General features: G+C 47.5%; 8 protein-coding genes. 4 read left to right on the top strand and 4 right to left on the bottom strand.

Going from position 1 to position 14,401, the window contains the following annotated elements; all coding sequences use genetic code 11:
- Nucleotides 1–18 precede the first annotated feature (18 nt).
- From urtC to urtE, 4 genes are all read left to right on the top strand, one after another.
- Nucleotides 19–1,161 (top strand): urea ABC transporter permease subunit UrtC, encoded by a 1,143-nt coding sequence (gene urtC, locus QUA23_RS18815; RefSeq protein ID WP_333075852.1) that lies wholly within the window; start codon nucleotides 19–21, stop codon nucleotides 1,159–1,161.
- A gap of 190 nt (nucleotides 1,162–1,351) precedes the next feature.
- Nucleotides 1,352–2,074, top strand: coding sequence for a TIGR00266 family protein (locus QUA23_RS18810; RefSeq protein ID WP_333075854.1), 723 nt, complete (start codon nucleotides 1,352–1,354; stop codon nucleotides 2,072–2,074).
- 185 nt (nucleotides 2,075–2,259) lie between these two features.
- Entirely contained in the window at nucleotides 2,260–3,006 is a 747-nt protein-coding gene (gene urtD / locus QUA23_RS18805) for an urea ABC transporter ATP-binding protein UrtD (protein WP_333062859.1), read from the top strand.
- Between the two features lie 122 nt (nucleotides 3,007–3,128).
- A complete protein-coding gene (gene urtE / locus QUA23_RS18800; protein WP_333075855.1) occupies nucleotides 3,129–3,827 on the top strand; it encodes an urea ABC transporter ATP-binding subunit UrtE in 699 nt (232 codons plus the stop codon).
- Between the two features lie 139 nt (nucleotides 3,828–3,966).
- Here urtE and QUA23_RS18795 read toward each other — a convergent pair whose 3' ends face one another.
- The 4 genes from QUA23_RS18795 to QUA23_RS18780 form a co-directional block, all read right to left on the bottom strand.
- Complete coding sequence (locus tag QUA23_RS18795; protein WP_333075857.1) at nucleotides 3,967–4,725, bottom strand: pentapeptide repeat-containing protein; 759 nt, start codon at nucleotides 4,723–4,725, stop codon at nucleotides 3,967–3,969.
- 66 nt (nucleotides 4,726–4,791) lie between these two features.
- Nucleotides 4,792–5,268: a chemotaxis protein CheW gene (locus tag QUA23_RS18790; RefSeq protein ID WP_333075859.1), complete on the bottom strand. Its 477-nt coding sequence runs from the start codon at nucleotides 5,266–5,268 to the stop codon at nucleotides 4,792–4,794.
- A gap of 208 nt (nucleotides 5,269–5,476) precedes the next feature.
- Entirely contained in the window at nucleotides 5,477–8,335 is a 2,859-nt protein-coding gene (locus QUA23_RS18785) for a hybrid sensor histidine kinase/response regulator (protein WP_333075860.1), read from the bottom strand.
- Between the two features lie 249 nt (nucleotides 8,336–8,584).
- Nucleotides 8,585–14,377, bottom strand: a complete 5,793-nt coding sequence (locus tag QUA23_RS18780; protein ID WP_333075861.1) for a PAS domain S-box protein — start codon at nucleotides 14,375–14,377, stop codon at nucleotides 8,585–8,587.
- Nucleotides 14,378–14,401: the final 24 nt, after the last annotated feature.

Raw genomic sequence — 14,401 nt, 5'->3', positions numbered from 1 at the left:
CTGCGAGTGTACCGAAAAATGCAGAACAAACATCAAAAACCCTGGCTAAAAGAAGCGGCAATTGTCAGCGCGATCGCCCTCACATTCATATTGCTCATCCCAGGAATACTCCCCGACGTTCGGCTCAATCAATTGGGGCGATTTTTAGCACTAGCAATTGCCGCCCTCGGCATAGACTTGATTTGGGGATACACGGGTTTGCTCAGTTTAGGGCATGGGGTGTTTTTTGCGATCGGCGGTTACGCTTTCGCCATGCACCTAAAATTGCAAATTCCCCCAACCGCCAGCAGTCAATTGCCAGAATTTATGAACCTCTACGGCGTTACCGAACTCCCCTGGTTTTGGCAACCATTTTATTCATTTCCTTTCTCAGCATTAGCAGTAGTTCTCATCCCCGCCATCTTGGGCGCACTTTTAGGTTATTTAGTATTCCGCAATCGAATTCGAGGCGTTTACTTTTCAATTCTCACCCAAGCAGCAACCATTGTATTTTTCAACTTCTTTAACGGTCAGCAAAAACTGATTAACGGCACTAATGGACTCACCGACTTTAAAACCTTGTTCGGAGCCACAGTCAATGACCGAGATACTCAATATATTTTCTACATTCTCACCATACTATTTTTAGCAGCAACTTACGCCCTGTGTCGATGGTTGACCAGCGGGCGTTTCGGCCGACTGCTAGTAGCCATTCGCGACGACGAAGTGCGCCTGCGTTTCTCAGGTTACAATCCCACAGGCTACAAAGTTTTAGTCTTTGCAATTTCCGCCGGTTTAGCCGGGATTGCAGGCGCATTATTTACCGTACAAACCGGAATTATTTCGCCAAAAGCAATGGATATTGCCTTTTCAATTGAAATGGTAATCTGGGTCGCGGTGGGAGGTCGCGCCACATTATCTGGAGCAATATTAGGAGCGCTGCTAGTCAACTTTGGCAAGAGTTTCTTGAGCGAACAATTTCCAGAAGTGTGGCTATTTTTCCAAGGCGCGCTATTCTTAATAGTAGTAACCGTCCTGCCCGACGGCATAGTCGGATGGCTGCAAGATCAAAGTTTCGACCAAATCCGCGCCCTGTTCAGAAAACCTAAGTACGTATCTACTTACCCCAGCCTGGAACAAGACCCCCAAGTGCAGCTCGAAAAAGAAGAACTTGAACATTGAGTGCAAAAAGATCGTGTAATTTATAAGTAGGCTGAAATAAATAAATGTCACCTGCAACAGACAAACAAAGCAATCGTCATAGACTTGGCAAACGCTGCGTTTCTTTCTGTCTGAGGAAACGTAATATATATGTCCACCTACTTAGATATCCGTAGCAAGTAGCTTCGTTCTTTAACTTGAGGGGCAACATATGGCAGATATTATTGACTACAAAATTTACGGCGACGATTTGCAACTCATCGAGATTGAACTCGACCCCAAAGAAGGCGTCAGGGCTGAAGCTGGAACCATGACATACATGGAAGGCGACATCCAAATGCAAACATCCACAGGCGGCGGCTTATTTCAAGGTTTCAAACGGATGCTGACAGGAGCTGGTTTTTTCATTACCACCTTTGTCAACGCCGGAAATCGCAAGGCCCGCGTCGCTTTTGCCGCCCCCTATCCGGGTAAAGTAATTCCCCTAGATTTAGGCAAACTTGGCGGTAAATTTTTGTGCCAAAAAGACTCTTTTCTCTGTGCAGCCAACGGCATTGAAATTGAGGTAGCATTCACCAAGCGACTCGGTGCCGGTTTCTTTGGCGGAGAAGGTTTTATTCTGCAAAAATTGCAGGGTGACGGGCTAGCTTTTGTTCATGCGGGAGGAACAATAGTTGAGAAAAATTTAGGAGTTGGCGAAGTGTTGCGAGTAGACACCGGCTGTTTAGTAGCTTTTGCAGCGAGTGTAGATTACGATATTCAGTTTGTTGGCGGGTTTAAGAATGCTTTGTTTGGAGGTGAAGGCTTGTTTTTGGCAAAGATGACTGGGCCGGGAAAAGTATATGTGCAAAGTTTGCCACTCTCGAAGTTAGCTGAACGGATTTTAGCTGCTGCTCCACCTCCTATTTCGAGCAGTTCTAGCAGTTTTAGTTGAGAGTAAAATAACCATTTATGTGCTTGTGTAGGGTGCGTCAGCCAGCAGATTTTCCGGCTTACCCAGAGACTGTTAACTGACGCACCTTCTCACAGAAAATCAGCGCTGTCAGGTGCGTCAGCCAGCAGATTTTCCGCCTTACCCAGAGACTGTTAACTGACGCACCCTACCTGGAAAAATCAGCTATGAATGGCAAAGTATTAGAAATAGAAAACTTGACTGTTAGTTTTGATGGTTTTAAAGCCATTAACGGTTTAAATTTCAGCATGGATGCGGGCGAACTACGAGTTATTATTGGGCCCAATGGTGCGGGCAAAACAACTTTTCTCGATTCGATTACCGGGAAAGTGCAGCCGACAGAGGGCCGGGTGTTATTTAAGGGACAGAATTTACGCAAGTTGTCCGAAGATAGGATTTCGCGCTTGGGAATTGGTCGCAAGTTTCAGACGCCGCGAGTTTACTTGAATTTAACGCCACGCGAAAATTTGGAATTGTCTTGCAGCCGCCATAAAAATGTTTTTTCTACTTTGTTCAAGCCTGCTTCTGCTGCTGAAAAACGCACGGTTTCCGGTTTGTTAGAAACAATTGGTTTAGTTGCTAAAGCTGATATTTCGGCTGGTTTGCTTTCTCACGGGGAAAAGCAATGGTTGGAAATTGGAATGTTGGTGGCTCAATCTCCTGATTTGTTGTTGGTAGATGAACCTGTGGCGGGTTTGACGGATGAGGAAACGATGTTAACTGGTGAGTTGCTAATTTCGCTGGCGGAAAGTCATTCGGTGTTGGTAATTGAACACGATATGGAGTTTGTGCGGCAAATTGCGCGGCAGGTTACGGTGTTGCATCAGGGTGCGGTTTTGTGCGAGGGGACTATGGATGAGGTGCAAAATGACGATCGGGTAATTGAGGTATATTTGGGAAAACCGGAAGAGTAAGAAGAAGGAAGAAGGAAAAAGGAAGAGTAAGAAGAAGGAAAAAGGAAGAAGGAAGAAGGAAAAAGGAAGAAGTTATTTGTTAGTTGCTACCAATTCCCATGCCCACTTACCAATTAAAAACTATGCTACAAGTCTCTAATTTGAATGTTTATTACGGCGAAAGTCACATTTTGCGCGATGTCGATTTAAGCGTCATGGCGGGGCAAATGGTTTGCTTAATCGGCCGCAATGGTGTGGGCAAAACTACTATGCTAAAAACGATTATGGGGTTGCTGCAACCGCGCAGCGGCACTATTGCTTTTGGCGGAGAATCTATTGCTTCTAAGTTGACTCACCAGCGGGCTAGATTAGGTATTGGTTATGTGCCTCAAGGGCGCGAAATCATTCCACGTTTGACGGTGAAAGAAAATTTATTGTTAGGTTTGGAAGCGAAACCAACCAAAATCAAAAATCCTGAAGTTCCTGATGAAATTTATGAGTTATTTCCGGTTTTGAAAACTATGCTCGATCGCCTCGGAGGCGATTTGAGCGGGGGACAGCAGCAGCAGTTAGCTATTGCTAGGGCTTTGATGGGTGAGCCGCAGTTGCTGGTTTTGGATGAGCCTACGGAGGGGATTCAACCATCCATTATTTTAGATATTGAAGCTGCGGTGCGCCGTGTGGTTGCAACTAGGGGAATTTCTGTTTTGTTGGTGGAGCAACATTTGCATTTTGTGCGGCAAGCTGACTGGTATTATGCTATGCAAAAAGGCGGGATTGTGGCTTCTGGAAGCACTAGCGAGTTAAGTGATGAGGTGATTCAGAGGTTTTTGGCTGTTTGAGTCAGCAGTCATTAGTCATTAGTCATTAGTCATTAGTAGGGTGCGCACTGCGCACCTTACTCAATTGTATTCAGTCCGCGCACCATCCGGACTTTGTTTGATAAGAATCGATTTCAATCGCCTACGAAACGACGCTGTATTATTGATTTTTTCGACCGTCGGGCATTGTTGTGCCGGCCATACTTGCTCGATCGATACTAGCGCCATCTATATTAGCATTGCGGAGGTTGGCATCGGAAAGATTGGCATCTCTCAAGTCGGAAAATCGCAGGTCTGCACCGTCTAGATTTGTCTTTGTCAAGTTAGCTTTTCTGAGGTTAGCGTTGCTGATTCTCGCTCCTACTAATTCGGCTCCGCTTAAGTTTGTGCGAGCTAGATTGGTGTTGACAAAATCTGAGATCTCGAAGCGACTACCGCTGAGGTTGGCATCGGATAAATCTGCTCCTGTAAGGATGGGATTTTTTAAGTTAATGTTAACTAATTTTACGGCTCGGAGGTCGCAGCGGGAGCAGCTTTGAGTTAGCAGCAACGTTTCGACGTTGGCGTTGATTTCGTCGATTTGTTGCTGGGAGAAATTTTCGGCAAATTCTGGGGAGACGTAGCCGAGGTTTTTGGGGTCGGCTGGTTTTGGTTGGGGTGTTTGTATTGGGGGTGTTTGGATTTGTTGGGGTGTTTGGATTGGTTGGGGTGTTTGTGGTTGGGGTGTTGGGATTGGTTGGGGTGTTGGGATTGATTGGGGTGTTGGGATTGGTTGGGGTGTTGGGATTGGTTGGGGTGTTTGGATTGGTTGGGGTGTTTCTATTTGCCCGATCGCACTTAGTTGTAGCCCCACCTTCGGCAGTTCGAGAGTTGCTGCAAAAATTAGTAGGGCGATCGACATGATTGTGAGTTTTTTCATAAATCAATAAGTTTTTGTTTGCATAAATACCATTTATATGGTATAATACCTCGAAAAGTGAACACCCTACATTTCGCTAAATAAATCAAAATTCAGATAAAAAACTTCGGAACCATCAGGTGCGCGAATTAACTTTTCTATTACCGAAGGCAGTTGCTGTTGACGGTACAATTCGGGAATCTCGCAGAAGCTTTCTTCGGTAATTTCCAAAATTTTTGGCATATCAGGAAGGGGAATCCCTAACCGATCCCTTTTATTTAAGGTACAAATAATCAGGTATTTGCACTCAGCAAGGCTCGGACTGCTGGGAAATATTGTGGATAAATTAATTATGGTAATCAGTTCTTCTTGATGCCGCAATAAACTATTCCCGCTAGGTAAAGTGCCGTAGGCATTAAAGTTTTTAACAATGCGCTCCACTCGTTCAATAGGAACAGCATAGTAAATATTCCCTAGTTCAAAGGAAACAATTTTTTTAGGGGCAACTCTAACAGTCGCTTGTTTATTGCTCCGAAATCTGCGGTTGTAATTGGCGTGAGTCATGGGGTTTTATATTTTAGAGTTTAGATTTTAGATTGAATAATTATTTGGGTGAAGATTGAAAATCATTTGCTGGGAAATAGAAAGTTCTTGGATTTTAGTAGGTGCGTCTGCTGCGTATATTCCCACTATAATTTGCGTGTTAAATTATTTTTTGCCTAAGCTTTGTTTGAGACTAGGGATTATTTGAGTGAAAATTTGAGAATGTGGATTAAATTATTGATTGGTGGATTAATTTGGGGATGGCTTGTAAAAGTTGGGCTTCACTGTAAGGTTTAGTGAAGTATTGATTTGCGCCTAATTCCATTGCCATTTGCCGATGTTTTTCCCCGCTACGGGATGTCAGCATGGCTACGGGAATCTTAGCAAACCGCTGGGTCGATCTGATAGATCGCAACAATTCAAATCCATCCATCCGAGGCATTTCAATATCGACGATCGCCAAACTGCAATCAAGACCATTTTGCAACTTTTCCAGGGCATCCACACCGTCTTTAGCCTGTACCACCCGGTAGCGAGCACGAGTCAGCGTCATAGACAGCAACTGGCGAATTGTATAGGAATCATCCACTACCAAAATCTGCGGTGACTTACTCGAACTCGGCGTTATCTCCTGCACTTTACCGGAGACAGCGGCGATCGAACTATTTATGACAGGTTGACCGACCAAATCATCCACATCCAGAATATTCACCACGCGCCCGTCCCCCAAAATCGTAGTCCCCAAAACCCCGCGAGGCTTGGATAGAGGCGGTGGCAAAGGTTTAACCACAATTTCCTGCTGACCGATCAGCCGTTCCACGGCCACCGCCAGCATTCCTTCGGTAGAAGCCAAAACCAGGACAGGAATTTCGTCTTGGGTCAAAGGGTCAGGAGAGGGGGCATCCGGCGCGACGACGCTGTATTCGAGCAAATCTTGCATCCTCACCAAACGAATAAATTCCTCCCGCCACCACAGCATCGGCTGATTGCCGGCAATGTGAACTTCCGAGGCTTTAATGTGGAGAATTTCCTCGACTGCATCCAGTGGCACTGCTATTTTATTGTGATCTGTCTTCACCATCAGTGCATCAGTAATCGACAGCAGCAGCGGCAGTTTAATGATAAAACTCGTACCTTTTCCCAGGCGAGAGTCTACCTTGACAGTTCCCCGCACAGTCCGCAAATTTGTTCGCACCACGTCGAGTCCGACTCCCCGCCCCGAAAGGTCGCTGACGCCTTCTGTAGTGCTGAAACCCGGCCAAAACAGAAAATCGTAGAGTTCGGCAATGGAAAATTCTTGAGCTTGTTCCTCCGTAGCCAAACCCTTTGTGACAACTTTACGGCGAATGATTTCCGGGTCAATGCCTTTGCCGTCATCGGCGACAGTAATAATAGTTTGGCCGCCTTGGTGGCGGGCTTCTATTTCAATTTGACCGCTGGCGGGCTTGCCACTTGCTTTCCGAACTTCGGGCATTTCGATGCCGTGGTCGAAAGCGTTTCTTACTAAGTGTATTAAGGGGTCGCGCAAAGCGTCGAGTAAACTTTCGTCAATTTTGGTGTCTCTTCCCACTAGCAGCAGGTTGACATCTTTATCGTATGTGAGGCACATTTCCCGGAGCGCTCGGGGCAAGTGATCGACGGCGCGACTGAAACTCACGACTCGCAACTGCATGACGCGGCTGCGTAGTTGTTCGGTAATGCGGCGCAGTTGGTCGGTACTGCGCTCGAATTTCATGGCTAAGGTGTCTAATTTGGTGGCGGAGTGAGAAATTGCTTGGGCAGTTTCGATGACTTCGGCGGCTGTCGAGTGGAACTCTGTATAACGATCCATCTCTAAGATATCGAAGTGAGCATGAACCGGAGAGGATTTGCCGTTAGCAATCATGGGGAATTCTGTTTCTGCTGCTGCAAGTTTTCCCAATCCAGAGTTCCCGTTTCCCCCTCTCCACTCTGCAAAACTCAGTCTGTCGTATTCTTCTCGCAACTGACCGCCGAATTGGTTTAAATCTACGATATTGCGGCGGATGCGCTTGACTTCGCCACGCAGTTCGGATTCTTGAAGTTCTAAATTTGTACGGTTGATGACTAATTCTCCGACTAGATTCACTAATTCTGTCAAGCGTTCCAAGTCTACCCGGATGGTCGGTCTTTGCGGGTTGGAAACTGTGAGAGTCGGGGAGTCGGGGAGAGTCGGGGAGGGAGACGGAGAGTCGGGGAGGGAGACGGAGGGGGAGGGGGAGATTTCCGGGGATGTCGGGGAGTCGGAGAGTGGGGGGGAGTCGGCGGGAGTCGCGGAGGGGGAAATGTCGGGGATGTCGATCGCCCTTCCTTCCAGTATTTGTTGGCGTGCGGTTTGCAAGTTTTGGGCGATCGTCCAACCCTCGGATTGCAACCGTTGTAGAGTCAAGTCGGGAGAGTCGATCAAATCTCTGATGGCTGCGGCGACTTTCCCAAATTCCGGCAATAGCAGCATTCCAGCCAAACCGGAAAGCTGGTAGTAAACCTGGTTGAGGGCGGTGACGCTTTTTGCCAAATCTGCCTCGGAAGCTTGGGAAAGTTCGGTTTCTAAGCGATTGAAGAGTGGCGGCACTTCATGTTCAAAAATGAGTTTCAGGGTTTCCGGGGCGGGCGATTGACTGGCTGCTGGGACTGGCGACGGTTCTGACTTGCCATACTGGGCCTGGAACTGAGCGAAAATTTGGGCGATCGCCTCCAAGTTTTCCGTTTGATCCGGAGTTGTGACATCGGAGTGTTGAACTGATTCGATCGTAATCTTTTTGAGCGCATCCACCCCCTGCAGCAAAACACTCACAGTAGTCGGTTCCAGGGCTGACAAGTCTGTGCGATCGCGCAAAATGACAAAACAGTCCTCCAGCGTGTGAGCTGCCACAGACACGTTTTGAAAGCCCAACATCGAACCCGCACCTTTAATCGAGTGAGCCGCCCGAAACATTTCTTTAACTGCCGCTTGTCGCTCTTTCAAACCCGCAGTTTCCATCGCCAGTAGGTTCGTCTCCATTAACTGGAGAAACTCTTCGCATTCTGCGGTAAAAGCATCTATTAATTCGTTTAAATCGTCATCATTCATATTAGTCTGTTGTCTGTTGACTGTTGTCTCTTGGCAGTTTTTTTTATATGATGTCAGGTTAATTGACTGTAATTATTTTAGGGGCGGGTTTACGATTATCAATAATAAATCCGGCATTCTTAGTCCGCTAGCAGCGGACTTCGTTTGTTTAGTAGCAATTTCAATCGCCTAATTATCTAATCTGACAACTGTCAACTGACAACTGACAACTGACAACTGTCAACTGACAACTGACAACTGTCAACTGAACTAACTGCGGAAATTCGCCACCGACTTTTGCAATTGGCCCAGAGAACCAGACAACTCGTCCAAAGATGCTTTGACATCCGCACCTTTTTGTGCGGTCGTATTAGCAATCTCGTTGACTTGCTGCATACTGTTAGCAATTCCCTCAGCCGAAACAGTTTGCTTGGCAGATGCAATAGTAATATTCTGCACCAAAGCATTCATTTCTCGACTAACTTCGATAATGGCATTGAGGTGAGTCTTAGCTTCGCTTGCCAGCTTAGTGCCTTCCACTACCTCCAGCGTCCCGGATTCCATTGCCTTCATCACGCGGCTGATTTCTTCTTGGATTGTACCGACAATTTCCGAGATTTCCTCAGTAGCGCCGGCGGATCTTTCAGCTAATTTCCGCACTTCTTCGGCAACAACTGCAAAGCCTAAACCTTGTTCGCCGGCTCGCGCCGCCTCAATAGTAGCATTCAGAGCTAATAAATTAGTTTGCGAAGCAAGTTGAGAAATCGAAGTCACAATTTTACCTATTTGCTGGGAAGATTCGCCCAAACGCTTCATCATTTTCGAGGTAGAGGCGATCGTCAACCGGAGCCCGTTAATACCTTCGACAGCTCGATCGACCGCCATACCGCCGACTTCAGCCGTGTGAGAAGACTGCTGGGCGACTGTTTCGGCGCGCACCGAAACATCTCGCACGTCGCGGATCGAATTCACAATCCGCTCAATTTCGCGCATGATGGCAGATATTTTTGCTGCTTGAATTTCCGCCTGTTGCGTGAGTTGACTGGTATTGTTAATCGACTCGCCGGTGGCAGATGTTACCTGTTCGGCTAAAGTTTGAATTCCCGTTACCACTTTCCGCAGAGAACCGATTAAGAAGTTGAAAGAGTCGGCGACAGCACCTAAAACATCGTTAGTCACTTCCGCCCTGACGGTCAAGTCGCCTTGAGCAGCGCCTTTAATTTCTCCCAACAATTTAAGGACTTGCTGCGTCAAAGAATCAGCTTCAGCTTTACGTTCTGCTGCCAATTTTCCTAGTCGTTCTTCTGCCTCTTTGCGCTCAGTGATGTCAAAGCGAATGGCGATATATTTGACTATGGTGCCACTGGTATCAAAAATGGGGGAGATCGTCGAATCTACCCAGTAAAACGAGCCATCTTTGCGTCGGTTTTTGATTTCCCCTTTCCACACCAAACCGCGAGAAAGTGTCACCCACATTTCTTCAAAAAATGATTTGGGATGGTAACCGGAATTGACGAGGCGGTGGTTGCGGTGCAGGAGTTCTCCCATACTGTAACCGGAGATTTCAATGAATCTGTCGTTGACGTAAGTAATCATGCCTTGGACATCAGTTTCGCTGACGATCGCCGATTCGTCGAGAGCATTCTGCCGAGTTTTGAGTTCTTGCAGCAAGCGTTCCTGTGCCTCGGCTAACTGCTGCATTCGCTGCTGGGATACTCTTTGTTCGGTGACGTTGCGGCAAACGACTACGCCGCCTTTAAGGGCCCCCGTTTCGTCTTTGAGCGGCCGGCCGTTAACTTTCACCCAAAGACCGTCAGGCTTGCCTGGGTGGCGGGTGAAAAGGTCTACGTCGTCAACTACTTCTCCTCGAACCGTGCGCGCTAAAGGTATTTCGGCTGGGGGATAGGGAGTTACGGTATCGGGCAAGAATAAACCGTATTTTGCCGACCATTCGTTGAGAATAGAATCTGTCGCACCCATGCCAAACATATCTTCGGCGGCGGGGTTGAACAAAATAAAATTGCTATTTTCGTCGGCAGCAATTATGCCGTCGCCAATGCTGTTTATTAGCAGTTGCAAGAGATTGCTTTGCTGGCGAAATTGGTCTTCGGAACTCGCTAATTGGGCTGTTGTTATTTCTAATTGCACCATCGCCTGTTTGCTTTCGGTAACGTCGCGAGCGACTGCATACATGAGCTGTTGTTCGGTTTCAGGTCGCACTTTCCACGACAGCCACTTGTAGGAACCGTCTTGGCAACGGTAGCGATTTTCATAAGACTTTAATTCGGAGCCACTGGCTACTTTGGCCGCTTGTTCTAGGGTAGATTCGCGATCGTCTGGATGGACTAAATCGATATAATAGTTGTTTTCGAGTTCATGCGCCTTGTAGCCGAGCGTGTTTTCCCAAGAGGGATTGATGCGCTTGAATTTTCCTTCAAAATCTATAATACAAATCAAGTCTAGGGAAAGGGTAAAAAATCGATCGCGCTCTGCTTCTGCTTTTTTGCGATCGGTAATTTCGATCGCCACACCGCCGACACCGATAGGTTTGCCGTCAGATCCGGGCAAAGGAAAGTATGACGCCAGCCAATCTCGCATGATGCCCGGTTGCTTGAGAGTTGTACCCGACAGCTCAATGTTTAAAAACGGTTGGTTGGTGACAAGAACTTGCTCCAACATCGGCTGTAGGGTCTCGAGCATTTCGGGTACAACTTCCCTCACCGTCTTGCCGAGGTATTCGGCAACTGAGGCGCCGATGGTTTCCACTAATTTCTCGTTAACTTGAACGAAGCGCAACTGCTCGTCAAAAATAAACATTGAGGCCGGGGCGGCTTTGAAAAAGGCGTCAAAGCGGGTTTGACGCAAAACTAATTCTCGTTCTAAGGCTTTGCGATCGCTGATGTCACGGCCTTCTGGAATTAGCATCAAGACTTTGCCACTGTCGTCTGTGATGGGTTTGATGGAGAAGTCAACGGTCGCCACTGCACCGTTGGCAACTAGCACATCCACTTCGTAACGGACTACCTTGCCGGCGGCAGCAGAGACGATCGCTTCTTGTATCTGTTGCTTGGTTTCCGGCGAAATCTGCCACCACAGGGTTTCGGAAAACGGAGTGCCTATTATTTCTTCGCTCCGCAGGCCTGCGGCGGCCAGGGCTGTTTGGTTGGCTTCCAAAACGGTGCCGTCCGGTTTGAGCAGACCTATGAATTGGAACGATTGGTCGAAAATGGCTCGGAATAGTCTTTCGCGATCGCGCAGCATCTCTTCTGCACGTTTGCGATCGCTGATGTCGCGAGTAACTGTTGCCAACCCAATAGGCTCGCCGGTTTCTGGGTTTTTGACGGTAAATATGGTGAAGTCAACCGGAATGTTTTCGCCGGTTTGAAAGTTTCTCAAGCGGAATTCACCCTGCCAAAAACCGTCTCGCACAGTAGGCGGCAGGATTTCTTCTTGGAAAAACTTAACATCTTCTGCACAGAAGAACTCATAAACACTTTTATTTTTGACTTCTTCAATATTTGGCAATCCTACTAATTTCATTCCAGCGGGATTCAGGTATGTTGCCTCTCCCTCCATCGTTGCCGTGCCGATAAAATCCGAGCTGCTTTCTACTATCGAAATCAATCTTTGCTTTTCGATTTCGGCTTGCTTGCGCTCCGTAATATCGTTGTTAGTTTCTAAAATTGCTTTGGGTTTTCCCTGTTCGTCTCGCTGCAAATTCCAGCGGCTGAACACGGTAATTTTGGTGTTAGAATTGGTGGTGTGAATTATTTCTCCTTCCCAATAATCCTGCTCTTCTAACTGTGCCCAGATAGCTGCTAAAGGCTGGGAAAAAATGCTGTGCAATAGAGTATGGGTGAGTTTCCCCAAGGCTTCTTTTTTTGTCCAGCCGTACATCCGTTCGGCTCCCTGACTCCAATAATTAATCGTGCCGTCAATATCCCGAACGATCAAGGCGTCGCTGGCTAGGTCGAGCATTTGCAAGTTCTGCTGCAAGGCTTCTTCTGTGCGCTTGCTTTCTGTAATGTTGCGGGCGATCGTTGACAAAAATTCAATTTCTCCCTTCTCGGATTTGTGAGCAATAATTACTTGAGAAACTGGTATTTCTTTGCCGTCTAAAGTTCGCCACATTGCCTCGCCGCTCCACGCCCCGTCCCGGCAAGCTGCGGGGATGCCGACGTTGATAAGAGTGTCGATACTTTTGGGCGATGTCAGGTCGGAAATGCTGAATCCGGCTAAATCTGCGTTTTCCCCAACTCTCAGTATTTCTCTGGCGGCACGGTTGAGATAAATGGTGCGCTGTTGGGTGTCGGCTATGCCTACCCAGTCTGTTGTGGTTTCTAAAATTGCTTTGAACCGCAATAGTTCTTGTTCAGATTTGCGGCGCTGTGTGATGTCGCGTGCGAAGCACAGCATTCCTAAAATGTTGCCTTCTGTATCTTGGAGGGGCAATTTCTGGGTGTCGAAGCTATGTACTTTGCCGTCGGCTAAGGTGGCTAAGTAGTTGGAACCCGGCGCGAGGTGGTTGCCGGCCCGGAAGTTTTGGATTTGGTTCTGGGAATCGGTTTCGGCTGGGAAACTGCCAAAGATTCGATCGACCGATATGCCGATTTCTGCGTCGTCTTTGCCAATAATTTCTGCTTGAGTTTTGCCGAAGGCGGCGGCGAAACCTGCATTGACTAGGGTGTAGCGCAAGTTTCGATCTTTGACAAAGATGCAGTCTGGGGTAGCGTCAATGACTGTACGCAGCAAGTTTTGGGAGCTTTCTGCTTCTGCCAGTGTCTGCCGCAGTTGTTCTTCCATTTGCACGCGCTTGGTGATCTCTGTCATAGCGCAGACAAGGATTTTGCTGCCACAGGCATCTACAAAGGTAGATTTTTTGGCGGAGAAAAGGCGGGTGTTTCCTGCTGGGTCTGTGATGGTTTTTTGGATTTCGCTGCTGGTATTTTTCAAGAAAACTAATTCGTCTTTTTCTCGATATTTCTGTGCTTCCTCTTTGGGCAAAAACTGGTCGTAGCATTTGCCAATTAGTTCTTCTCGGCTGTGACCTATGGATTGACAAAAGGCATCATTTAATGTTACCAAGCGATGCTGTTGGTCTTTGACATAAATCGGGTCGGGGATGCTGTTGAGAATGTTGTTTAAGAATTGTTCTGAGGCTTTTAATTGCTCTTGGGCTGCGGTGCGATCGCGAATTTCCTGTTCCATTTGTGCGTTAGTTTGCAGGAGCTGCTCGGTTCTTTCATTCACTCGCTGCTCTAGTTCTGCGGTTAGCTGCTGCAATGCGGCTTCTGCCTGTTTGCGCTGGGTAATGTCCCGGCCTTCGGCGAGGATTTGAAATATTTCTCCTGTTGCATTTAACAGTGGCTTAAACGACACGTCCATTACTGTCACATGGTTATTGGGGCCGATGATTTCGTATTCTTCCCGGACAAAATTACCGGCCGAAACTTGTTTAATGTTCGTTTTTAGGCGCTGCTGGTTGGTTGGAGTTGAGGCCCACCAAGGTGTCAGCCAAAATTTCAGCCCCAGCACTTCTGATGCTTGGAAATCGCCCACTTCTAGCGCTGTCTGATTTGCTTCGATCACAGTACCGTCTGGCTCCAATAATGTGATCGCTTGAAAAGCTTGGTCGAAGATTGCGTGAAATCGCTGGTTAGTTTCGCTCAGTGCTTGTTCTGTTTCTTTTTTAGCGTTAAGGATGCGGGTGGAACCTACTAAGAATCCGTAGCGGTTGGACAAACTCAAAAAAACGAGCGCCGCCATTACAGTGATCCAATCGAACACAGTTTGTGCCACTGGAGAGTGGGGCAGCCCTAGGTATTCGGCGGCGTGGCCGCTATGGCCGAAAGCGCAGGTCCAAAATATGGCTGCTGTGGCTGTGGCGAAGATGTCCAACCCGAATTGACGGTTTCGCCACAAACCTAAGCTGATTATCCAGGCGATGGCAAAGTAACACACACAAATGATGGAATTAGCAGCTCCAGCTAGCACCGATTGGGAGAAGTCAGGCAACGTCAGGGTTAAAGTCGTTGCGATCGAGGTATAGAGAATTTTGATCATAAAATTAAGGATGGGCAAATCGGA

Origin of the sequence: Microcoleus sp. Pol1C5 (genome assembly GCF_036701115.1) — a bacterium.
Classification (GTDB): Bacteria; Cyanobacteriota; Cyanobacteriia; order Cyanobacteriales; family Microcoleaceae; genus Microcoleus.
Note: the sequence above shows the minus strand (reverse complement) of the source record. Positions and strands in the feature narration are given on the sequence as shown.